Genomic DNA, 22,691 nt, shown 5'->3' with positions numbered 1-22,691 from the left:
CCTTCGTATTATTGAAGTTCAATTCTCCATCCCTTCATATATTCTGCGCCATAAGTGAGCGTATAGTTTTGAAGTAGTCCTTGTATGGTGGTTATCTGTTCTAGAATAGAGTTACTACTAGTCCTGACGATAAATACAGGCAAGATATCGTTTTCCCTGAATTGGTTGAGCAGCCATGTCAAAACTTGAAAATCGTCACGGTTTGCATTATCCAAAGTTTCTTCAAATCGAAAAATGTTGTTGGGGCTTACGTTATTTTCCTGAAGGATCTTCTTAAGATACGCATGTGAATCACCTTTTACTAATTCAGATAGCTTGATCAAATATGGAGAAGTTGAATTTTGTTCATCATGTCCAAATATATCGATGTGAATCCATTTATTTAGTTCGCTGTTTATCGTCTCAGGAATTTCAAATAATCTACGATGTCTTGCAAAAACTAATGCTGGATCGATGATTTCCCTACAGTGATCTTTCATCTCCTGTTTCTTTTTATGTTGTTCACGAAATGCTTTCGGTCCTTCCGGGAAAATCTTATTAAATCGTTGATAAAAATATCTGGGTGAAGAAAAACCACTCTCAATTGATATTTCTACCAGACTTCGATCTGTCGTCAATAATTGTTTGATTGCGTGCTCAATGCGCAAGTAATGAAGCAAGTTTTGCAGCGTATCTCCTATTAATAACTTGAATTGTGATGATAAATAATCCAAATTCAAATACTCCTCTGTGTGCTTGGCGATATCATTCAAAGATGCCTTGTTAATAAACCCCCTATTATTGAATAAGTAATCATATATTCTTCCTATTCGTTGCAGCTTGGTTGGGTTCCCTTCGAACAATCTTTTCGCATCAAAATTCATAATAAGCAGGTCCAATAACTGTTCGACTGTATTCTTTAACGTGAAAAATGGCATCTCACTCTTAGTTACAATTGGAGTTATTAACATGCATATGGCCTCAATGATTCCTTCTGCTCGTTCTAAACCTAGATATGCTCCAGGGCTAAATTCATGCGCAAACCAGACATAGGATAAATCAGGGTAATATTCCTTTGCAAATGCAGCATCGATATTTATTTGGAGGACGACATTGTTTTCATCGGTCTGCCATAGACGGTGAACTTGATTGATATTGAAAATTTCTATTGTACCAGCACCTAATGTTTTTTTCTCATCTGCAATGGCAACATGAATGCTACCTTCCAATATAATCACCACTTCAATGGAATTATGCCATCGGAACGGTTCATCTTTGAACTTTAGAAACTGTACGTTCATGGGAGAACTGTCGGTGAAATAACCCCTACCACTCATCTTGTGATCTCCTCCTTCCACTCCAATCCAACGAGTCGTAAGCAACATACAAAGGAAATCTAAGAAATGAACCCACAACTCAAAGAAATGTGAATTGTCCACGCTTCTGCATTTTAGGAAAATAAATGATAGAACATCAACAAAATCTTAAATGAAGGATTGGGGAGATATGAATGAACCAAATTCAAATCACACAGCAACTTAATGCACAACAACAAGAACAAGTTGCTCATTTATTTTACGAAGCTTTTCCATTGAAAGTAACACATCTTTGGTTTTATGCAAAAACGAAAAAACAAGCAGTAGAACTATTAGCTCAGTCTATTCAATTTGAACAGGGCATTTACGCATTAAGATATGATGAAGTAGTAGGATTTCTCGGTTACAATTTAGGAAAAAAAGCGTTCACACCTGCCAATTATGCAGCTTTTCGGAACGTGTACTCCCCAGTGGTAGCGACTTGGCGATTTTTATTTTATGCGTTTTATTTGAAATTTCATTTGTATCACGAACATGTATTGCATATTGACCCTATTGCCGTATCTGAAGAAGCACGTGGTCATGGCATAGGTAAATTGCTATTAAGTAAGTTGGAGCAAGTCGCAAGAAATAAGCAAATTACTATAATCAATCTAGAGGTCGTCGATACGAATCCTTCAGCACAAAAATTATATGAGCGGTTCGGTTATATGCTTAAAAAAGAACTGAAATCGGGCCCGTTCACTGCGAAGGCAGGCTTCAAAAAAGTGATATTTATGCAAAAATGCTTATCGAGCACCCATTCATCAATCAAATCAGAATAAAGGAGGCCAAGCGGATCTTGTGTCCACGTTAATAACAGCAACCGTTTCTTTAAACGCTCTGATGACAACATACCGATTTCTTGCTCAACAGGCTTACCATCTTTGAATAAAATGGTTGCAGGAATGCTCATAATCTGAAAACGTGACGGGATTTCCACATTGTCATCCAAGTTAACTTTAACAATAACAACTTTAACATCTTCCGTGTTTTCCTTAGCTTAAACATGTTCCCTCCTTTCATTAGTGTGATGGAAACATGGGGAATGGATTATAAAAAGCTCAATGAGGATACTTCGACCGATACAGACGAATAGGATTACGGACAGTAGAAAACGAGCGCATCCATGTTTAGGATGCGCTCCGAACTAGCTGTTCATGGAAAAATCGCTTTTGGCCCACTCAGCGACTCTTCGACTACTTTCTTCTTCCGATAAATCTTCAATCCGGGTAAGAATAGACCAGCGTACGCCAAAAGGGTCTAGTATACTTCCGAATCGATCACCAGACGCAAAGTTAATAATCTCTTCTCTTACTTTCGCCCCTCTGGATACGGCGGTTGCAATGGTTTCATCCACATTAATGACATAAATCCCTAAAGAATAACATGCATGATCTTGATCTGGGGGCAAAGCCAATTGATATGCCGGGTTTGCAGCCCCCAGCTGTAAAAAACCATTTCCAAAATCTAATTCGGCATGAACAATAATCTTATTACGATTTCCATCTGGATGCTCAGTGATATCTTTCACCCTTGCATTGAAAACAACTTTGTAGAACTCTATTGCTTCAGAAGGGTCTTTCACTGTTATAAATGGGGTAATCGATGTAACGCCGTTAGGTGTACCCTTCTTTGTATATTTTCCTGAAACTGCCTTGTGTTTTGTCTGTTCACTCATATGTCTACTCCGCCTTCCTTCTCAGTAATCCGAGATTGTCATCATTATAAAACAACTTCACTGACATCTACTGTCAGTGAAGCTGTTAAAGTTGATAGTACTCCATTAACTCGGATACAACAGCAACAAGTCTGTCCTTCAAGCGCTGTGGTTCGATGACTTGAATGGATCTCCCATAGGATAGGAGAAAATAGGGGACGTATGTATCAATTGATTTTTCATCAAATAAAAAGATGGCTTGATTAGAAGTCCGCTCTTTCAGATAATGTCCCATAAACCAATGCAGCCCCAAGTCATCCAATGCCTCTGATCGGCCTTCGATAACCAAGGAGATTAACCCCTCTTTGCCCCCTACATCAGGTAATAAATTTTGCAGAAAAAATTCACGGGCTGAAAAAGCTTCCGAACGCTTAAAGCGGAGCGGAGTAAGCTTGATTCGCAGAATACGATCTGCCCGAAAGCTGCGAAATTCATTTCTCAAGTGGCAAAACGCAATGGTATACCATTTATTATTCCAGTAAACCATTCCATATGGGTCTATTACTCTATTCTTGGGTTGTTCCTCACGGCTTCTGAGATAATCAATTTCGACAGAGCAATGATTAGCCACGGCTTGCTCCAATTCCGCCAAGATCGGCTGAACCGATGGATCTCCCATGCGATTGATAACGTTAAACCCGTCTAAATGACGGCGAAGTGTGTTTTCCTGATCCTGATTTGTATACATTTTCAATTTGGATGTGGCATTGTCCAATGCCTCACTTAAAGGGTATCCAGCTTCTTTTGCAAACACAGCAGCTTGGAGAAGTGCCTTTTTTTCATCAATATCAAATAACAGAGGTGCCTTGATATGCTGATTCAGCAAGCTATACCCGCCGTTGTGACCCGTATCGGAAATGATCGGTACTCCACTGGCACATAATGCATCAATATATCGATATACGGTTCTTATATTGATTTCTAACTTTTCGGACATCTGTTTTGCAGTTACTTTGGTGCCTGAATTCAGCATCCATAGAATGGCTAACATATTATCGTTCTTTGGCATAACCTGCATCCTCATCTTCAGTTCATTATTGGATATCTCTACATTATATCAGTACAGCATATTTTACATAAAACAACTTCGTTGGGCGATACTACCTAGAAATATATTCTCCGGTTTGGAGCGAAGGCCAATGAAGAAATCCACAACTAATATTAATACCTCCGAGGTCATTATTGTAGTTATCAATTCAATACTCGGAGCTGGAATTCTAACACTCCCTCGCACAATTAGTAAAGCAGTAGGGACACCAGATGTATGGATTTCTGTCATTTTATCAGGATTAATTGTAACCACAATCAGCATTCTTCTTGTAACCTTGTGTCGTAGATTCCCCGGTAAAACGGTATTCGAATTTATACCCGAAATCACAGGTCAGTGGATTGCTTATCTATTGGGACTTTTAATTATCGTGTATTTTGTTGTTCTTTGTTCATTCGAAGTTAGAGTCATGGCCGAAATTACAAGTATGTACATCCTTGAGCGCACGCCTACTTGGGTCACCATTATGGTCAGTCTGTGGATTGGTATTTATATGTTAACGGGTGGTCTTAAGGTCATCATCCGGGTCTTTTCAATCGTGTTGCCCGTTACGCTTGTGTTGTTAGCGTTGGTTTTCCTTTTAAGCAGCAAGATGTTTGAAATTAATAACCTCAGACCACTCCTGGGCGATGGATTCATGCCTGTGTTTAAAGGTCTTAAACCTTCGTGTCTCTCCTATTCTGGATATGAAGTATTACTCATCATCACAGCTTACATGGTGGACGTGAAAGCGAGCAATAAAGCTGCTATATACAGCATACTTAGTTGTACGATCATATATTTGGTCACGATTGTTACCGTTGTAGGAAACTTATCTTTGCCAGGAATTCAAACACGAATGTGGCCAACGTTCGACATGGTTCGAAGTTTTGAAATTGAGGGGTTTCTTTTTGAGCGATATGAATCGCTGTTCATTGTGTTTTGGCTGATGCAGATCTTTGCAACCTATGCTTTTAAACACTATTTTGCGGCAATCGGGATCCGAGATTTGTTTCGTCTCAAAAATATTACGAGCATACAATTCGCCATGTTGCCAGTCTTGTATGTAATTGCTTACTTGCCTAAAAACCTGGAGGAAACGTTAGCTTTGGGTGATTTTCTTGGCAATATGTCCATTTTTTTATTTGGCTTGTTACCACTGCTACTGCTAATAATTAGTTTTGTTCGTAAAAAAGGCGGGAAGCAGGCTTCTAGTGAAGCACTTAAGACAAGCTGAATGTTTGGTTCTTATTGTATGTAGACAGTAAAAAAAGAAAAAAGCCGCTAAAATAGCGACTTTAATGGGAGTATATTTTCTTCATTATTTATTAAAAGTAACCTTTTCTGTACCACCTTCAAAAATGATGGATGTGTCCCGCGGCTTCGATTCCGCAATTTTACGGCCGCCTCTGTAGGAATAAAGTACGCCAGCTTGTTTGCGAACAGCCTCATATTCGTTCTCTGCTTCAAGTACGATGAAGTTAGCAGGTTTACCTTCTTCAATACCGTATACATCCTCAATGTGTAACGTTCTTGCGCTGTTTTTTGTAATGAGGTCGATCGAATTCACGATCTGGTCGTAACCAAGCAACTGCGAAGCATGAATCCCCATGTGCAGTACTTGCAGCATGTTGCCTGTACCGAGCGGATACCATGGATCGAAGATGTCATCGTGACCAAAGCACACATTCAGACCTGCTTCCTGCAACTCTTTGACACGCGTCAGCCCTCTTCTCTTCGGATACGTGTCGAAGCGTCCTTGCAGGTGAATGTTAACCAGCGGATTGGAGACAAAGTTCAGATCAGCCATCTTCAGCAAACGGAACAATTTGTACGTATAAGCGTCATTATATGACCCCATCGCTGTTGTGTGGCTTGCCGTTGTTCGTGAACCCAGTCCACGTTCGTAAGCTTCCTTGGCAACAACTTCAACAAAACGGGATTGCTCGTCATCGATTTCATCGCAATGGATATCGATCAGACGGTCGTATTTTTCGGCCAGATCAAACGCAACTTTCATTGAATCAACGCCGTATTCCCGTGTGAATTCGAAGTGTGGAATGCCGCCGACCACGTCAACGCCCATTTTCAGTGACTCTTCCAGCAATTCTGCCCCGTTTGGATAAGAGTGAATGCCTTCCTGTGGGAAAGCAACAAGCTGAATGTCCATATATGGAGCCATTTCTTCTTTTACTTCAAGCATCGCTTTAACAGCAATCAAGCTTGGATCGGTAACGTCCACATGGGTCCGTACATGCTGGATACCTTGTGCCAATTGCCATTTCAGTGCCGTTTTGGAACGTGTTTTAACATCTTCATGTGTCAAGAAAGCCTTGCGCTCTGACCAGCGTTGGATGCCTTCGAACAGCGTTCCGCTTAGATTCCATTCCGGCTCGCCTGCAGTGAGCGTTGTATCGAGATGAATATGCGGCTCAATAAACGGTGGCAGCACAAGCGATCCGTTAACATCCAGGATCTCTTCATTCTCGGTCACTTCCAGTGATTGTGTAATTCGTTCAAACTTTCCGTTCTTCACAACGATATTCCATAGTCCTTCTTTACCCCGCAATTTTGCGTTCTGTATAATCATTTATTTTCCCCATTTCTTTGGTTTCTTTGGCAGGAACAATCAGCATCAAGACGATATAGGCCACTGCTGTACCAAGTAGTGCATTCAATGGTGTTACGCCAGGAGCCAGTTGAGCGAATGCCACGCCGATGGCCCAAGCCACCATCGCTACCCAGTTTACATTTTTGAATGACATGTCGGCAAATGGCTTATAGTTTCTACGTTTCACAATGAAGTAATCTGCGATAATAATAGCCCCGATCGATGGTACCGCCGCGCCCAGTACGTTCAGAAAACTGACGAAGTTGTTGTACATCCACATGGCGAATACGGTACCCACGATACCGTTTACGACGACGAAGAATTTCTTTGAGATTTTGGTGATGTTCGCAAAACCAAGACCCGAAGCGTACAGTGCATTATCGTTGGTTGTCCAGATATTCAAGCCTAGAACGATGATTGCCGGTATGATCAATCCTTGCAGGAACATGACCTCCGAGATATCGGCCAAGTTATATGCCATTGCACCAACTGCACCAAACAGAAACATGAGTGAGTTACCCAGGAAGAATGCAATCACTGTTGCGGTAACTGCCTGTTTCGATGTCCGGGAAAATCGGGCAAAATCGGGTGTCAGCGTTCCGCCGCTTATGAATGATCCGATACAGATCGTTAATGCTGCCGCCGCGGTAAGCGATTGAGTCGGCATGTAATCAAGCAACCCTTGCAGACCACCCAGCGAACCTGCACCTTCGAACATGGAGTAACCACCGAGAATGGCAATCGCAGGAACCGCGATATATCCGAGAATGACGAGTGACTTCATGCCAAAGATGGCTGATGCCGTCATTGCAAGTCCGAACACGATAATTAGCAGGTACACGTTCCAATCCATGGCTTTGGCGACTGGAATCGCGAACATGGCTACGCCTACTCCGAACCATCCGACTTGTGTGAAGCCTAGCAGGAATGAAGGCAGATACGACCCTTTCGCACCGAACGCATATTTAGCGAGCAAATGTGTTGACAGGCCCGTTTTGGCAGCGATATGTGCCAGTGCCCCTGTGTAGATACCGAGCACCAGATTACCCGCAAGCACGATGCCAATGAACTCCATGAACGTCAAGCTTACGCCCAACGTGCCTCCTGCCAGCATGCTTGCTGAGAAAAATGTGAAACCGAGCATGACGGATAACGTCTTCCAAAAGTGGTTTCTTTGTGATTTCGGCACAGCTTGCCATGAAAACTCTTGATCTTGTTTGCTCATCAGAATACCCCCAACGTAAAGTGTATCTGATACCAAAAAAAGCAGAAAAAAGAGGCTACTCGTCAAGTTATACACTGACAAGTAGCCTCTTTTTGCATCATAATCCGCGCGAAGACACAGAGCATCCCATGACGGGATAAGCCCTGATTCTCGCGTGATTATGAAATCCGCTGCCCTTGCCAGCCTCTCTGGACTGAATTAAAGGTACCAGTATTCAATTACATACTATTATTTTGGAAAAACCTGCAGTTGTCAATGTCATTATTATCCAAAGGTTATTAATTCCTTATACAGCAAGCTGTTTTTGATCACGCATACTCCGATGACAACACACCTGCGGATTGAAAACAAAGCAACGAACAAATAGATGCACGCATTGACATTTGTACAAATAAATTCACTGCGTTTTTTTCATTGTAAGCCGCTGAAAAGGCACCTATAATTACGTTGTAATTGATAATGGTTATCAATGAGAAAAAGAGAACTCAGGGGGAAACAATGATGAACAGTACAATTAAGAAACACCTATTCATATGGGGAGCATGCTTCCTTCTTCTATCCGTCCTTGCAGCATGTAGCCGTTCGGAAAGCGCTCCTTCACAAGAAGCTGTGAAGACCAACGAACAAACGACAAAAAGCTATACAACCCAAACAGGCGAAGTGATTGAAATACCCACTCAGCCGCAACGGGTGATCTATCTTGGTTCAACACTTGGAGATCTCCTGGCCATGGATATTTCCGTCGTTGGAGCCAATCTGATTCATGCTTCCGAAAGCTATATTGTAGACCGATTAGAAGGTATTGATGATGTCGGAAATCCTGGTGATTTGGAGGCAATAACAGCCTTGCAGCCTGCCTTGATTTTGAATGGTTATAACCAAGATGCTGACCGAAACACCGCTTTTTCGAAGATTGCGCCTACCATTCCGTTCAACTCGGCGTTACCATTTACGGAACGCGTACGCGAACTTGGCAACATTTTTGGCAAACAGGATGAGGCGGAGCAATGGATCAGCAGATTTGATACAAAAGCGGAAGCGATGTGGGACAAGCTGAATGTGGCAGAGGGCGAGACAGCGACCATCTTCTTGCAGTTGGGTAAACAGCTCTATGTGATGGGCAATCGTTCATTGGGTGTAGTCTTGTATCAAGAGCACGGATTTGCAATTCTACCAGCAATTCAGCAAAACATTATCGACAAGGAGCTAACATTCGTCGAACTTTCGGAAGAACTAATGCCGGACTATGCAGGAGATCATCTCTTTGTCCTAACGCTGGATAATGACGAAAGTCGAGCTGAATCTGATCGGTTGTTACAGAGCACACTATGGAAAACATTGCCGGCCGTTCAGCAAGGACACGTTTACACAGCATCAGCCGATTGGAATACCGACAACCTGCTGGCACTGGAGCAATTGCTTGATGAACTACCGAAATGGATGAATCAATAATATCGCATAGATAACGTCAAAAATCCTCCAACCCCTTTGGGTTATGGAGGATTTTTGGATTTTGTAAACTTCTGCTACGTGTAATAATGTCTGCAACGAAACATTATCTAACGTGTAAAATGTGGTAAACTAGTAATTGAGAATTATTATCACTAGATCGGAGTGCTCCAGAATGCAAATGGCTTCCCTTTACATCCAACTGCAGCAGCATGATCTGCTTCAGCTCACACCACTGCAGGAAACCAATCATCATAATCCGTCAATCAAGAGCAACGCTGCCAATGAATATACATTGCTTATTGCTCTGGATCATGGAATTCGGGTGTTAACAAACAACATCTCCCAAGATCTGAGCCAAGGCAGTTGTATTCTGCTCCCTACTCAGCAATCCTACATTCTCAAAACGATAAAAGAGCAAGCGCATGTAGCCCGGTTGACCTTTCTTTCTTTTCAAGTGGATCAGTTGACTCTGCTTCCGGCTTGCCCTCCTCTTATTCTGGGCTTTCCTTACAGGCTGTCTCTTTCTACTATAAAACTTGCGTTTGCAAGTGAAGACTGGATTTCTCCGCTGCCTTTGCAATCCAACAAGCAAAATCGGTTGCAGGAGAAGAAATTCACGCCTACGCATCATTCAAAATCAGCAGTTACTCAGGCCCGGCTGCAACTGCTACTTAGCCTGATGGCTCAGCTAGAAAGCGCTGCTCCGCCAGTGCAAAATGATCAAGCGGTACAGCGTACACTCAGCTATATGGAGCAGCACTACAACGAAGATCTGACCGTAGAGCTTTTGGCGGAAATGGCCGGCATGGTTCGATGGCAATATAGCAAATTGTTTAAAGTGATTACTGGCAAGAAGCCGACCGATTACCTGGCAGAGCTTAGAGTCAAGCATGCCAAAAAGCTATTGTCCAGTTCTAGCGATACCTTGCGTGAAATATCCAGACAAGTCGGTTTTAAGGATGAGTATTATTTCAGTCGGCGCTTTCATCAGCTCACAGGACACCCTCCACGGGAATACGCCAATATACTAAGACGTACCAGGCAAAGAACGATAACCGATTCCCTCGGCAGGCAGATTTCGCTCCCTGATGCGGCTATACGAATCGTGGCCACAGGTACCAATACCCTTGGTGAGTTGCTTGCTATCGGTATCCGTCCAGTCGGTGCGGGTATAACTACAATGAAATCACAAGTCATATATCGGAACAAACTGCTTCAGATCCCTGACATTGGACTGCAAGCCGCACCGGAACAAGTCTGCCTGCTGAAGCCTGATCTTATTCTGCTAGGCAACTATAGTGAGCAACAGTTACCTCGACTGGATGCCATTGCACCTACCATCGTTTATCGCGAATCAACCAGCACTTTTGAGCGTCTTCGTTATATTGCGGATCTTTTCGGTCGAAGCAGAACGGCTGAACAGTGGATCGACCGCTATGAGGAAAGTGTCAGGAGGATCCGGCGACAATTGGCGGATGATTATATTGCAGGAGAACAAGCAACTGTCTATCTGGTGCTGGGTAAGAACATATATGTTATGGGACAGACGGGATTTGCCGCTACCGTGTATGAATCACTTGGCTTTCGACCCACCGAATCCGTAAATCAACTGATCATTAATGGCAGACCTTGGATACAAATCGATCACAATAAAATCACACAATACGGTGGAGACCGAAACTTCGTGATGGTACCTCAGGAGGAGATGAATGTAAATATACCTTCTCCGCTCCAAAGTTTGGTTGGCATGTTGTTACCCAGTAAAGTACATATAGTAGAAGCTGGCTGGAACTACGATGATCCCCTTACCCGTGAGAGGTTATTGACGATTCTACCCTCTATTTTTGCTAAGGATGGACTCACACCTCTGCTAGCAAATGAAAAAAAATAAACCGTGAAGCACGGTTTATTTTTTCGAAAGATTTTCACCATCTTACGATATGTGTCCAACTACCTCTGGTAATACTCTTTCATATTCCTTATATAAAACATAACGATTAACACCTCTGGAAGAGTTAAGTGCTTCATGCGCGTGCTGAATAGCGGTATCGCGGTTTTCTGCTTTGAGTTCAATACACGAGCAATGTTGATCGCATCCACTGTTTTTTAATGGATTGAAGTCTTTCACGCGCATCTTCACTTTTCCCGTCTTCCAAGAGTAGAATGGTTTCGTAATATGTACGGTAGTCCGATAAGCCGATATGAGGTACAGCTTGCCGAATGGCAAACATATCCTTGCGATATAATCCGTAAGCTGCCTTGAACTGTGCTTGTTGTTCTTCGCTTATATTTCTGCATAATTTGCTCCATAACTAGTTCTACCTCATCATCAAGTCTGTTTGCAAGAACATAAATAATGTATGTCCCAGGTGTATTTTGCTGCTTTGATAAAAAGGACTCTAAACGATCTATACGCTTATCAAATACTAAAGGATAAAAAACATGCTTAATAAAGGCGATAAGAATGGTAACGACTACAACCCCCACAATCAGAAATAGAGGATATTCGTTTATTTGCATAAACAAGACAAACATCAATACAACCAAATAAAACGTGAATTCCCACCAAGAGTACCTCATTATGAATCTCCTTCGAATAGTAAAATAACAAGCAAGTTATATTATATCAAAATTAATTCCCCTTTTTGTATAATGTTAGGAAATAAAAAATACGAAAAACAGTCTCCTCGTCTTAAATTTAAACCTGACAGGATTTACTGATACAACAAAAAAGCCGCTATATTAGCGACTTTCAGTTGAAATAATTGAATTTATTAATGTGCACTTAATAGTTCTTCAAAAGCTTTTATGTTCGTGTCAAAATCAGGAACGGTTTGAGTTTCTTCAGCAGATTTGACCAGTTTTACTACTAAATCATTATAAGGTGTGACAATTCCCGTACCTTCTGCCCTGCTTGAAACAACTCCGTTAATGTAATCAATTTCCGTTTTGCGGTTCTTCTCCAGATCTTGAAGCATGCTTGCTTTGAGCAATCTGGAGGGCTCCATCACGTAACGTAATGTTTTCACCCGTTCAGGGATATCTTCTTTGCTGTTCAGTTCGAGTGAAGCGATGTCGAATCCATTCATTTTAACCAAGGTAACCCCATTGGCGCGAGCAACTTTAATTGTCTCGTCCGCAATATGGGCTGCACTCACAATGCCGGCTTCTTGATCAAGAATGTCCCCATATTCCCCATTCAAAGCAGCTGATAAACCACTAAATGCATTGTTGATCAGCAATTTGGACCATTTGGTTCCAACCAGGTTATCGGAAATGTGTGTTCCACCTACAAGGTCCAACACCGATTTCACGCGCTGAATTCGTTCGGTGATTTCACCATTTAATTCACCAATCTGAAAAGCATACTGCTTAAATTGAGTGTACTCGATGGTCAGGCTCGACACACCCGGTTCAATGAGCGTAGCGCCAAATTCAACGGAGCCAGCAATGACACGTTTTTCACCCACAATGGACGCCACTTTTTCTTCCGGAATCCCGTTCTGCAAGGAACACACCATACTGTCTTCATTCAAGAATGGAAGTAGTTCCTGAAGGATGGAATCGTTGTAGAGTTGTTTGGTTAAAAGTAACACGAGGTCATACTGTCCTGATTTTTGATCAGGAGTAATTGCTTTTACTTTGGCCTGAAACTCTGTGGTACCCGTCACTTTAGCACCGGTCTGATTTAAAGCATTTACATGTTCTTGATATGCATCAATTAACTCAACGTCCAGTCCACCATCCGCAAGGTATGCACCTACGATGGTTCCCAAAGATCCTGCTCCTACAATTGCAATTCTCATTTTATTTTTCCTCCTTATTTTTCTTCCAGGTAGTTATATACAGGTTGTGCAGCGTTTAAGGTTAGGTTGGTAAGGATATGAGAAGCGGATACCACTTCCAACACAGGCAGATCTGCAAGAGGTGCTAACGCATGTTCGAACAATTGAAGCCGGGCAGGTCCTGTCCAAGCCTCCTTCACTTCGATGTCCGTAATTTGAGTACGGATCAGATCACATATTCTTAAATTCCCGGTATAGTCGGTAGCCATCTTAATCATAAAATTAGGTCGGCATATTTCACGTTTGGCGAACTCTTTATCCATCTCCACATGTTTATATCCCATCGTTGCCGTGGCTACACGCAGCGTTCCATAATCAAGTGTGCCGACAAGTGTATCTGAATCGGTATACAACTTAGGCGCACCCAGTTTTTTCGGATAGGCGGTGAGCTCTCGACCACTCGCAATCGCGGGGAAATTGTCTACGTACATCGAATGCACATAATCACCTTCCTCCCCATTAAATTGAACAGGGATAACTTGTCCAGCTTCTGTATAAGCACCCAGTCCAGAAACATCCGGCATCCACATCACTTCGAATTTAACCAATGGTTCTGTAATTTCCAGTGGTTCTGGTACGGCTGCCCGCAACGCCTTTTCATCGGTTCGGTAAATAATATTCAAATATTCACGATTCACGAATTTGTACGGTGGCATCGGGTATGCCGGTGCCGTTAGTGGTGTATTCAGATTTTTAGCTATGTTATTCACATCGATTTTCATCAAAGACACCTACCTCATAAATTTAGTTAAGTTTTGTTATATAAAAATTTGATCTGTATCTCATAAAAAAATTCTACATCAATATTTAAATTTAATATAATACATAATAAGTACTATATATATTTATCAAAATAAATAAGGAGTGCAGATAAATGGAATTGCTTCAGCTTAAATACTTTCAGACCGTTGCCTATACCGAACATATCTCCAAGGCAGCTGCGCAATTGAATATTGCTCAACCTTCCCTAAGCTTGACGATTAAAAGACTTGAGGATGAACTGGGCACCCCCTTATTCCACAGAAGAGGACGAAACATTCAATTGAATTCCTCAGGTGAAATTTTATTGAAGCACGTAAACAGGATTTTTATTGAAATTGAAAATGCAGAGATGGAGATTAAAGCGGAGGAACAGCAAATATTCAATACAATCAGGATCTCAATTACGAATACCCGATTCCTCACAGGTCTCATTAGTGACTATATCAACGGTACCCCCGAAACCAAGCTTCATCAGGGTATTGGGACACGCAGTGAAATTATTACAGAATTGAAGAAAGGCGACATGCATCTGGGCATTACGGGGCATCCGATTCAGGATGAGGAGATTGAGAGTGTTGTTCTTGTTGAGGAGGACATTGTTCTTGTTGTGCCCACGGATCATGCATACGGCGGAGAGACAAGCATTTCATTAAGTGTTGTTGCAAATGAGCCCTTTATTTCCCTTGCCGATAATAAGGAGTACAGCCAATTTACCACCATGCTCTGTGAAAAAGCAGGCTTCCTCCCCAATCATGCATTTGAGGTCGATTCTCATACCCTGCTTGAAATTATCAGGCTTAATCAGGGTGTTGCATTAATTCCGATCTCCGTATGTAGAAAACTAGGGTTACGTTATGTAAAAATTGCAGTTGATTCAGCTATATATCCCATTAGCCTATCCTGGGTCAAACAAAAATGGTTATCTCCTGCTGTAAGAGAATTTCGTAATTTTATTACTTCGTATTATGAAGACCATGCTGGCTTGTTTAAAGTGGAATAGGATTTCTTTATACATGACAAACGATAAAAACAAAGACCAGGTTTGTTCCTTGGAAGGAACCGACATGGTCTTTTGTCGTTATCGTTCTTAGCTATACTGCAGTCTGTCCTTATACCAAACGTCCGGAATCATCTTACGCTCCAGTTCCAACAATTCATGGATGATCTTGTCTGCGTCACTGATGGAACTCACGAGCGGGTCAGTGAGCATCGCCCTTCTCAGCTTCTCGTAGCTCTGTTCCAGAACAGCTTCAACTGTGAGCTCATGCGTATCCAGTACAAGTTCTTGCATACCTCTAATTCCACGTGGCATCTCGCCTACATGGAGTGGCTTCACCCCATCCATATCTACATCGCACAGTAGCTCCAGGAACGAATCGTTATTCATATTGGTTACAGCGCCTTGATTGAGCGTATTGATAAAGAACTTTTTGCCCAAATTCCCCACCATATTTTCGATGATATCTGTCGCATGATCCGGTCCGAAGGTGCTCATGTAATTGGCAATCGGGATGTGTCCTGTAAGGAAGTCATCGACTTGCTGCCACATTTCATCGTGACGCTCATATCTGTCCTCTGTCTCCCAGATCGATAATGGCGGGATGGTGTCCGCAGTTTTACCAAGACCCTGCCAATACCGAACGTATTCCTTCGTATGCGCCGTACAAGTGGGAATGATTCCAAAAATATCATACAGTTCATAGGTGATCGCATCGTTAAAAAGAGCTTTTGCGCCGCGATCACCGCCGTTATTCTCGTCACCTGCCATCTTGCGCATGGCTTCTGCGATCGTGGGCATCACATTTTTTCCTTCATACTCGGCTTTGAGCAGCCAAGTGAAATGATTGACACCAGCGATTCGAAAATCGAATTTCTGGTTGATCTCCTCAGTGAACTGGCTATTGTCCCCAATGATACCCGCTCTTACGGCGTAATAGGCTTTTTTATGCGGCATATGATGACTATCACACAGCGCAAAAGATTTAAGTTTCGGTGCATAACGATGTAATGCAATGCCGTGAACGGTAGATGGATTAATATAATTGATCACCCAAGCATCCGGACATAACTCCTCAATGTCTGTGGCGCATTCCATAATAACCGGCAGTTCCCGCATCGCGCGAAAGATTCCGCCCGGGCCAATCGTATCGCCAGAACACATGCGAATCCCATACTTTAGAGAAATCTGACAGTCGATGCCCCGATATTTCACCGATTCTTCCGCAAAGCTGAGCACAACAAAGTCGGCTCCCGGAAGCACCTGTCTTCGATCCACCGAGCCCTCAATCTTTAAGGATACGTTGTTCTCTCTCGCGACCTTCTCCGCCAGTGTTACCATTTTCGAGAGACGTTCCTCGTCCGTATCCACCAAAGCCAGCGTTCCCTGATTCAAATATGGGGATTGAACCATCTGCCAGATGGACTGCCGACCAAAAAACAGGCTGCCCGCCCCAATAACAACTACCTTTGGATGTTGTGTACTTGTAGCATTCATCAATAACCCCTCCTCGTAACGATATAAGTTCATTATAGGGGAGCGGGCTGGAATCGGAATGTGTGATAGTTTTCAAAACATGTCATATCGTACGATAGTTAACAAGGGATAAATCCTTTATTATAATAGTTATAACATGAAGGATGTCATAAAGTAGAGAGGATTAGGTTGGATTAGATGCATTCAGGAACTGTAAATATGAGTATAATCAACGAACTTTCGGAGTATGTCACACTTCGCATGAGCTCTTATCTGGAACAAACGCACGACAGCGATTGGATGGAACACAAGTCTCATTCCGATTATGATCTGTGGTTCATTACAGCAGGCTCTGTCAAGATTACCATCGATGGAATCGAACATATGGCGGGCCTGGGTGACGTCGTGTTTTTTTATCCGGATATGCCCTACACTGCTTCCACGACCGGAGAGCTGTGCCGATTTGTATACATGCACTTTGATTTCAGCATCGCTGAGCAAAAGCGAATTCTCGTCGAGTTTCAACTCCCTGGCATCGTACCTGGCAATCTGATTCAAGAAGAATCAACGCTATTCACTTCGTCCTATCGAAGGTTCAAGCAGATTAGCAGCCCTTCCGGAAGTCCACTCTACTTGAAAGCCTCTCTGCTTCTCGTCATTGCCAAAATTTTGGAATTACACGGGCAGGGCCTATATCACGGTGAGTTTCTGAACGATCGAAAGCCGAGGAAAATTGAAGGAAGTCTTGAAGTTCTGCAGAACGTGTTCCCATACGTGGATGCGAATTTGCATCGTGCCATCCGAGTTAACGAACTTGCAGATATTGCTGGCGTCTCCGAGAAATACTTTATTTCGTTGTTCAAGAAAATTCTAGGTATTACACCAGGACAGTACATCAATCAGATCAAAATGAATCGGGCCAGAGACTATCTGTACGAGAAAAAATATACGATTCAGCAAATTGCTGGATTTCTGGGTTATCCCGATCCCTTTACGTTCTCCAAAGCCTTCAAAAAATTTTACAATGTGCCTCCTTCCAAATTTGAATAACATGCTGCAGACAAACAAAGAGGCAACCGGTCGATCCGGCTGCCTAATAACTTGATGAATCCTTGGTTATTCAGGGTTTAGTTTACGTACAGGTCCCTTCAGCGTCCCTCATACTCAAACGGAGCTTCACTCGAATAAATGTCATGGAAAAATCCCTTATATGGTATATCCTCTTCCAGACATTTAATGAGATACAACAGTGCTTCGTCAGTTTCCGGTTCTTCGCCAGCACGCTGCATTTCCTCAAATTGACCTAGAATATTCTCCAAGAGAGTAACTTGAATAAATAAAGGCAGCTTCTCCAACATCGAATCTTCGATCTTGGTCTCGGAAGTATATCCAGCGAGGGCATTTTGAAAATAGTCATCCATGAACTGTCTGCGTTTATCCGCATCCGACTCAAATTGAACCCAGCCGACTCCATGTGTCCATAGATCGGCCAGATCATACATATACCAACCGAAGCATGAATTATCAAAATCATACACGGCGATCTGACCGGTATCAAAATCGATCGAGTAATTCCCGTCATTATAATCAAAATGGATCATGCCAAATGTCTCTTGGTTTGTATCCAAACCTTCTAAGGTATTCAGAAGCTCAACCATCTTCTCCTTAAGTAGAGGAAATGATTCAGGTACTAGGTTATCGATATATTCACCGCTGTAATTGTCAATCAAATGATGCCGGCGATGGACGGGAGTGTACCCTTTCGATAGCTGATGCATTCTGCCCAGAACTTTACCGCTATTATAATAGTATTCGCTAAGTGGAACGCCTTCCCGGTACTGATAATGGTTCTCTACCAGCAACTTCCCTGTGGCCTTCACAAACATACAGATAAAGAACGTATGCTCACCATAAGTGACCTCTTCTAACAGATCGCCCTTTTTCGAGCTGACTACATTCGAGACACTTGCACCGTGCTCAAACAGATACCGGACATACTCCAGTTCGGCAATGTAATCTTCCCGCTTTCTGTCAGGCAAAAAAGACACCCGTAGAATTAGCGATTCACGCCCCTCTTGCTCGCAAGTGTAAACCACATTACGTCCACCCTCATGAGGCGGAATAAGCTGAATATTGTAACCCTCCAGGTCAAACAACTCGGATACCAATGCCAGTACATGCGTATTGCTGATGTTAACAGCTTCGTTAAAATTAATAATAATCTCCTCCAGTAAACATTGTTTGGACGGTTTCCCGCACTGCAATGTCCACAAAAGGAATCTCTGTAACGCAAATATCCTTCTGTGAACCTAAAGCAAAATCACCTTGTTAGACATTTAAAAACGCTCCTTTTTGTTCAGATGGTTACATCTTATCCTAATATTCCACATTTTACTAGCCAAATTTATAACTCAGCAGCCTCGTAATAGTACCTTATCAAAATGTCCTGATCGTAGTTGCCGAACCCTTTCCCGAACAACGTAAGTCCGCCTCGACCGGGCACCCCTTCTTCCGGTCTTAATCCAAACGTCCAGTAAGTGGATGAATCCAGCTCCAGATCATGGATACGCACATCTGAGATGCGCTGGCTATCCATAAACGTCCCTTCTCCGTTAATACGCAGCACCTTCAGTACACCATACTGGTTGACGTCCAATTTCCACCATAGCGGTGTATGTTTGCCCTTCCGATCTCCAAAATCCCCTGGGCTTGTCCAAGTTCCGAGGTGATGACCATTAAGGGAAAAACGGATGTCAGAAGGCCAGTTTTCATTAACTTGGGGTGCTTCCGAACTGAGTTCGAGTGAAATTTCAATTTCCTGGAGATGCTGTTCTGTATTCAGATAATTGGGAATCTTATATTCAAGAAAACCTCGTGCCATCCAAAGGATTCCCGCGTTCACCCGATCCGGGTCCATAAAGCAGGCAGGCGTGTCGTACTGTCCAATCATCTGCGTAGTTGTCGCAATCCCGCAGGTCGGCCACGCTTCATAATCTGTATACTGACCTACCGGTATGGATATTTCATGGTAAGGAGCATCAACAGGCTCTGGTGACAGGTTAATAGTCATGAATTCTCGTACGATAAAACAGTATTTATAGGTTCCACCGTTCTCCCGTTTCATTCGGCTACCGACAATTCCTGCTTTTTGCAGCTTGCTTACATGTGTACTTACAATAGCTTTGCTCAGAAAAAGCTCTTGGGCAAGCGCATTGATATGCATTTCCCTGTTTTGTAGCAGCAGGCGCACAATGTTTAAACGGGCTTCACTTGCCAGTGCCTCGTAAATTAGCAATGAAGCTGCATCTGTCCCAAGCATCATGATGTCCACTTCCTTTTTGAGTAAAATCGATCTATTTCAATTTCAGGATTCGTTATTTAGCGAACTCATAAAAATGAACTTGCTCAATATATAAGCATTATGATACATATTAGATAACAAATCAATGATTTGATTTTGCTTTTAAGCGAATTCAATACCACTGTTAATTCTTTTAAAAATATGAATTCATCCAATGGAGGTACTTACCATGCTTACATCCAAAATGCTTATCGATAAAGACTTTCAGATTGCTGAAGTAGATCCGCGTGTCTATGGTTCATTTATAGAACATCTGGGACGGGCCGTATACGGCGGTATTTATGATCCAGGTCATCCTACGGCAGATGCTCAAGGTTTCCGTCAGGATGCCATTGAAGCGATTAAAGCTTTGAATGTGCCAATTGTTCGTTATCCGGGCGGCAATTTCGTATCCGGTTACAATTGGGAGGACGGCGTTGGTCCGGTAGCGGAGCGTAAACGCAGACTTGAACTCGCTTGGTGGACGATTGAAACAAATGCGGTAGGAACAAACGAATTTGCAGATTGGGCCAAACTGGTTGGAACCGAAGTCATGATGGCTGTAAACCTGGGTACTCGCGGCATTGATGCGGCCAGAAACCTGATCGAATACTGCAACCACCCATCTGGCACATACTGGAGTGATCTGCGTATCTCTCACGGTTACAAGGACCCGCATAAATTCAAAACCTGGTGTCTAGGCAACGAAATGGACGGCCCTTGGCAGATTGGTGCAATGACTGCATATGAATATGGGCGTATTGCCAATGAGACCGCTAAAGCGATGAAATGGGTAGACCCGGATATCGAGCTTGTGGCTTGCGGCAGTTCCAGCCGTGACATGAGTACATTTGCAGATTGGGAAGCAACCGTGCTGGATCTCACCTATGAAAATGTGGACTACTTGTCCCTGCATCAGTATTACAACAATAATAAAGACAACACGTATGACTTCCTGGCGACATCGCTGGATCTCGATCAATTTATTGATAGTGTGGCTTCAATCTGTGATTTTGTACAAGCCAAGAAACGCAGCAAAAAGAAATTAATGCTGTCTCTGGATGAATGGAATGTCTGGAAATCCATCGGCACAAGCCGTATGGAAGAACGGTGGCAGATTGCGCCTCCAGAGTTTGAAGATGTGTATACACATGAAGATGCACTGGCTGTGGGCTGTTATCTGATTACCATACTCAAGCACGCCGACCGTGTAAAAATGGCTTGCCTTGCTCAGTTGATTAACACCATTGCACCAATCATGACGGAAAATAACGGAGCAATCTGGTTCCAGACGACGTATTTCCCATTCATGCATGCATCCAACTTCGGTCGTGGTACGGTGTTGCGATCCATCACAACTTCACCTAAATATGATTCCAAAGACTTTACAGATGTGCCTTATCTCGAAGCAATCAGTGTGCATGATGAAGAAAACGGCACGATCACAATCTTTGCGGTGAACAGACATCTGGATGAGAAGTTGGAACTGAATGTGGATCTGCGTTCCTTCGGAGAAACCACATTTGTGGAGCATATCGTATTGGAGAACAACGACTTGAAAGCAACCAATACTAAAGAAAACCCACGTAACGTTGTTCCTCACAACGGCGGATATACAACGGTTGACCAGGGTAAAGTGCAAGCAGTCTTGAACAAAGCATCATGGAACGTGATTCGCCTCAAAACCAAACAGGCATAGAGGCTTAATAACAGCGGAATAGAATCAGTTTCTACTCTGCAACATCAGCATTGTTTTCCGCACCGCGTGCAGCTCCCTGCGCGCGGTGCTTTTTGCTGTATGACAGTGGTCGGTCGAAGTACATGGTATCAAAGTTAGATTTTAGACTCGTATTTGAAACCTCAGTTTTTATTCCTCGCAACGAACGAATTTAACGAACACAGGAGAAGTTATGCTGCAGAATCAGCCCCTTTTTCATACTATGTCCTACATTTTGCAGCAAATAGGGTTTGTCATATTCGTTAGAATTTTAATGGCTTGATATTGACTCGAATACGGTTTCTGAGGTTCGTTAGCGCTAAGCAAGCATGCTAAATCGAGCTGGTTCGAACCCCATTTACAGCATAAGCAAATAAGCCACCCTCCGTTTGGCGTACGGAGAGCAGCTTGCAGTGAAGCATCTAGCGAAGAAGCTGAAACAGAACAGAGAAGAAGATAAGGAACAGACCAGACCAGAAAGAGATCAAATCACCCAACATACTAGCAATGCTTCCTTCCCAAATGCAACGAAGGTTGTGTTCTATTTCACGATTTTCATTTCAAGTATTATCCTTGTTGTGCTTCCTCTTCAACTTCGGTTTCAGCCTGAGCTGCTTGGCTTGCTGGAGTCATCAGCCCTTGAACTGCCCCCATAAATGGCTGAATCTGCTTAATCATGCCATACCCCATTTTGACCACAGGTGTAAACCGCTGGATCATGCCAAACAACCGCATACCCCCGCCTAACATACCTCCAATCGAGCCTGCACCGCCAAAGCCACCTAACAATGAGCCTAGCATAGGCATGAAAGAGGATACCTGGGCTTGCCTAGACGTTGAACGAGACATCGACCGGGATCGTACTTGCGACTTACGTGTGCTGTTCACCCGTTTACGGTTTCGAGAGGATGCTGTTTTTCTCGTAGCCCCTGCTTTAGGTTTGGTTTTGCGAGCACTGCCTTCAGATGAGGGTGCTGTGATTGCGGCCTGAGTAAGCTTTCCGCCCCCGGTAAGCACTACGCCTTCGCTGTTAACGCCAGAGATGTACCCGACGTACGTCTCGCCATTATGAAGAGTCACGCAGACTGGGCGATCCTTGAGCCGTTTCACCCGGACGTGTATTTCATTGGTTGTAGCCATGGATTTCACCTCACTTGACTTGATCTACTTCAGTCTACGCAATGG

General features: G+C 43.1%; 19 protein-coding genes and 1 pseudogene. 7 read left to right on the top strand and 13 right to left on the bottom strand.

Annotated features, from left to right (window positions below; all coding sequences use genetic code 11):
* Positions 1-8: 8 nt before the first annotated feature.
* Positions 9-1,316: an AraC family transcriptional regulator gene (locus CXK86_RS12195; RefSeq protein ID WP_180361755.1), complete on the bottom strand. Its 1,308-nt coding sequence runs from the start codon at positions 1,314-1,316 to the stop codon at positions 9-11.
* Positions 1,317-1,489: 173 nt separating this feature from the next.
* Here CXK86_RS12195 and CXK86_RS12190 point away from each other — a divergent pair, with 173 nt between their 5' ends.
* A complete protein-coding gene (locus CXK86_RS12190; protein WP_101313815.1) occupies positions 1,490-2,119 on the top strand; it encodes a GNAT family N-acetyltransferase in 630 nt (209 codons plus the stop codon).
* Here CXK86_RS12190 and CXK86_RS33005 read toward each other — a convergent pair.
* The 3 genes and pseudogenes from CXK86_RS33005 to CXK86_RS12175 form a co-directional block, all read right to left on the bottom strand.
* Positions 2,002-2,313, bottom strand: a pseudogene (locus CXK86_RS33005) (thioredoxin family protein); the annotation flags it as partial. The gene CXK86_RS12190 and the pseudogene CXK86_RS33005 overlap by 118 nt on opposite strands.
* A gap of 171 nt (positions 2,314-2,484) precedes the next feature.
* The gene (locus tag CXK86_RS12180) at positions 2,485-3,015 is read right to left on the bottom strand and encodes a VOC family protein (RefSeq protein WP_101313813.1); all 531 of its coding nucleotides are present in this window, start codon (positions 3,013-3,015) and stop codon (positions 2,485-2,487) included.
* Between the two features lie 85 nt (positions 3,016-3,100).
* Entirely contained in the window at positions 3,101-4,063 is a 963-nt protein-coding gene (locus CXK86_RS12175; protein WP_101313812.1) for a helix-turn-helix transcriptional regulator, read from the bottom strand.
* Positions 4,064-4,193: 130 nt separating this feature from the next.
* Here CXK86_RS12175 and CXK86_RS12170 point away from each other — a divergent pair, with 130 nt between their 5' ends.
* Positions 4,194-5,318, top strand: a complete 1,125-nt coding sequence (locus CXK86_RS12170; RefSeq protein ID WP_101313811.1) for a GerAB/ArcD/ProY family transporter — start codon at positions 4,194-4,196, stop codon at positions 5,316-5,318.
* 84 nt (positions 5,319-5,402) lie between these two features.
* On the opposite strand, the gene CXK86_RS12165 is transcribed toward CXK86_RS12170, so the two are convergent.
* Together CXK86_RS12165 and codB are read right to left on the bottom strand one after the other, a co-directional pair.
* Positions 5,403-6,671 carry a cytosine deaminase gene (locus CXK86_RS12165; RefSeq protein ID WP_101313810.1) on the bottom strand — a complete coding sequence of 423 codons (1,269 nt, stop codon included), beginning with the start codon at positions 6,669-6,671 and terminating at the stop codon, positions 5,403-5,405.
* Entirely contained in the window at positions 6,640-7,917 is a 1,278-nt protein-coding gene (gene codB, locus CXK86_RS12160) for a cytosine permease (protein WP_101313809.1), read from the bottom strand. Before codB ends, CXK86_RS12165 begins: the two co-directional genes overlap by 32 nt.
* 501 nt (positions 7,918-8,418) lie before the next feature.
* On the opposite strand from codB, the gene CXK86_RS12155 reads away from it, so the two are divergent.
* Together CXK86_RS12155 and CXK86_RS12150 are read left to right on the top strand one after the other, a co-directional pair.
* The gene (locus tag CXK86_RS12155; RefSeq protein WP_101313808.1) at positions 8,419-9,369 is read left to right on the top strand and encodes an ABC transporter substrate-binding protein; all 951 of its coding nucleotides are present in this window, start codon (positions 8,419-8,421) and stop codon (positions 9,367-9,369) included.
* Between the two features lie 172 nt (positions 9,370-9,541).
* Positions 9,542-11,260, top strand: a complete 1,719-nt coding sequence (locus CXK86_RS12150; protein ID WP_101313807.1) for an AraC family transcriptional regulator — start codon at positions 9,542-9,544, stop codon at positions 11,258-11,260.
* 178 nt (positions 11,261-11,438) lie between these two features.
* On the opposite strand, the gene CXK86_RS32040 is transcribed toward CXK86_RS12150, so the two are convergent.
* The 3 genes from CXK86_RS32040 to CXK86_RS12135 all read right to left on the bottom strand — a co-directional run bounded on the left by CXK86_RS32040 (position 11,439) and on the right by CXK86_RS12135 (position 13,936).
* Positions 11,439-11,600, bottom strand: coding sequence for a hypothetical protein (locus tag CXK86_RS32040; protein ID WP_180361753.1), 162 nt, complete (start codon positions 11,598-11,600; stop codon positions 11,439-11,441).
* 543 nt (positions 11,601-12,143) lie between these two features.
* Complete coding sequence (locus CXK86_RS12140; protein ID WP_101313805.1) at positions 12,144-13,175, bottom strand: ketopantoate reductase family protein; 1,032 nt, start codon at positions 13,173-13,175, stop codon at positions 12,144-12,146.
* Between the two features lie 14 nt (positions 13,176-13,189).
* A complete protein-coding gene (locus CXK86_RS12135; RefSeq protein WP_083677352.1) occupies positions 13,190-13,936 on the bottom strand; it encodes an acetoacetate decarboxylase in 747 nt (248 codons plus the stop codon).
* A 152-nt stretch (positions 13,937-14,088) separates the two neighbouring features.
* On the opposite strand from CXK86_RS12135, the gene CXK86_RS12130 reads away from it, so the two are divergent.
* A complete protein-coding gene (locus CXK86_RS12130) occupies positions 14,089-14,976 on the top strand; it encodes a LysR family transcriptional regulator (RefSeq protein WP_101313804.1) in 888 nt (295 codons plus the stop codon).
* 87 nt (positions 14,977-15,063) lie between these two features.
* Here CXK86_RS12130 and CXK86_RS12125 read toward each other — a convergent pair whose 3' ends face one another.
* Positions 15,064-16,470 (bottom strand): family 4 glycosyl hydrolase, encoded by a 1,407-nt coding sequence (locus tag CXK86_RS12125; protein ID WP_101313803.1) that lies wholly within the window; start codon positions 16,468-16,470, stop codon positions 15,064-15,066.
* 177 nt (positions 16,471-16,647) lie between these two features.
* On the opposite strand from CXK86_RS12125, the gene CXK86_RS12120 reads away from it, so the two are divergent.
* Entirely contained in the window at positions 16,648-17,499 is an 852-nt protein-coding gene (locus CXK86_RS12120; RefSeq protein WP_101313802.1) for a helix-turn-helix transcriptional regulator, read from the top strand.
* Between the two features lie 98 nt (positions 17,500-17,597).
* On the opposite strand, the gene CXK86_RS12115 is transcribed toward CXK86_RS12120, so the two are convergent.
* A complete protein-coding gene (locus CXK86_RS12115) occupies positions 17,598-18,722 on the bottom strand; it encodes a phosphotransferase enzyme family protein (protein ID WP_257467820.1) in 1,125 nt (374 codons plus the stop codon).
* 131 nt (positions 18,723-18,853) lie between these two features.
* Entirely contained in the window at positions 18,854-19,771 is a 918-nt protein-coding gene (locus CXK86_RS12110; protein WP_101313801.1) for an ArsR/SmtB family transcription factor, read from the bottom strand.
* Between the two features lie 208 nt (positions 19,772-19,979).
* Between CXK86_RS12110 and arfA the strand changes: the two genes are divergently transcribed.
* A complete protein-coding gene (gene arfA, locus CXK86_RS12105; RefSeq protein ID WP_047843004.1) occupies positions 19,980-21,488 on the top strand; it encodes an arabinosylfuranosidase ArfA in 1,509 nt (502 codons plus the stop codon).
* Between the two features lie 585 nt (positions 21,489-22,073).
* Here the strand turns inward: arfA and CXK86_RS12100 are convergent.
* Positions 22,074-22,646, bottom strand: coding sequence for a hypothetical protein (locus CXK86_RS12100; protein WP_101313800.1), 573 nt, complete (start codon positions 22,644-22,646; stop codon positions 22,074-22,076).
* Positions 22,647-22,691 lie beyond the last annotated feature (45 nt).

Source organism: Paenibacillus sp. BGI2013 (genome assembly GCF_002843485.1).
Taxonomy (GTDB): domain Bacteria; phylum Bacillota; class Bacilli; order Paenibacillales; family Paenibacillaceae; genus Paenibacillus; species Paenibacillus amylolyticus.
Note: the sequence above shows the minus strand (reverse complement) of the source record. Positions and strands in the feature narration are given on the sequence as shown.

Bases quoted from the DNA above. Each gene is read 5' to 3' on its own strand.
- CXK86_RS12120 (WP_101313802.1), top strand. From the start codon at position 16,648: ATGCATTCAGGAACTGTAAATATGAGTATAATCAACGAACTTTCGGAG.
- CXK86_RS12110 (WP_101313801.1), bottom strand. From the start codon at position 19,771: ATGATGCTTGGGACAGATGCAGCTTCATTGCTAATTTACGAGGCACTG.
- CXK86_RS12135 (WP_083677352.1), bottom strand. From the start codon at position 13,936: ATGAAAATCGATGTGAATAACATAGCTAAAAATCTGAATACACCACTA.
- CXK86_RS32040 (WP_180361753.1), bottom strand. From the start codon at position 11,600: ATGTTTGCCATTCGGCAAGCTGTACCTCATATCGGCTTATCGGACTAC.
- CXK86_RS12100 (WP_101313800.1), bottom strand. From the start codon at position 22,646: ATGGCTACAACCAATGAAATACACGTCCGGGTGAAACGGCTCAAGGAT.
- CXK86_RS12170 (WP_101313811.1), top strand. From the start codon at position 4,194: ATGAAGAAATCCACAACTAATATTAATACCTCCGAGGTCATTATTGTA.
- CXK86_RS12140 (WP_101313805.1), bottom strand. From the start codon at position 13,175: ATGAGAATTGCAATTGTAGGAGCAGGATCTTTGGGAACCATCGTAGGT.
- CXK86_RS12130 (WP_101313804.1), top strand. From the start codon at position 14,089: ATGGAATTGCTTCAGCTTAAATACTTTCAGACCGTTGCCTATACCGAA.
- CXK86_RS12125 (WP_101313803.1), bottom strand. From the start codon at position 16,470: ATGAATGCTACAAGTACACAACATCCAAAGGTAGTTGTTATTGGGGCG.
- codB (WP_101313809.1), bottom strand. From the start codon at position 7,917: ATGAGCAAACAAGATCAAGAGTTTTCATGGCAAGCTGTGCCGAAATCA.
- CXK86_RS12175 (WP_101313812.1), bottom strand. From the start codon at position 4,063: ATGCCAAAGAACGATAATATGTTAGCCATTCTATGGATGCTGAATTCA.
- CXK86_RS12180 (WP_101313813.1), bottom strand. From the start codon at position 3,015: ATGAGTGAACAGACAAAACACAAGGCAGTTTCAGGAAAATATACAAAG.
- CXK86_RS12195 (WP_180361755.1), bottom strand. From the start codon at position 1,316: ATGAGTGGTAGGGGTTATTTCACCGACAGTTCTCCCATGAACGTACAG.
- CXK86_RS12190 (WP_101313815.1), top strand. From the start codon at position 1,490: ATGAACCAAATTCAAATCACACAGCAACTTAATGCACAACAACAAGAA.
- arfA (WP_047843004.1), top strand. From the start codon at position 19,980: ATGCTTACATCCAAAATGCTTATCGATAAAGACTTTCAGATTGCTGAA.
- CXK86_RS12155 (WP_101313808.1), top strand. From the start codon at position 8,419: ATGAACAGTACAATTAAGAAACACCTATTCATATGGGGAGCATGCTTC.
- CXK86_RS12150 (WP_101313807.1), top strand. From the start codon at position 9,542: ATGCAAATGGCTTCCCTTTACATCCAACTGCAGCAGCATGATCTGCTT.
- CXK86_RS12165 (WP_101313810.1), bottom strand. From the start codon at position 6,671: ATGATTATACAGAACGCAAAATTGCGGGGTAAAGAAGGACTATGGAAT.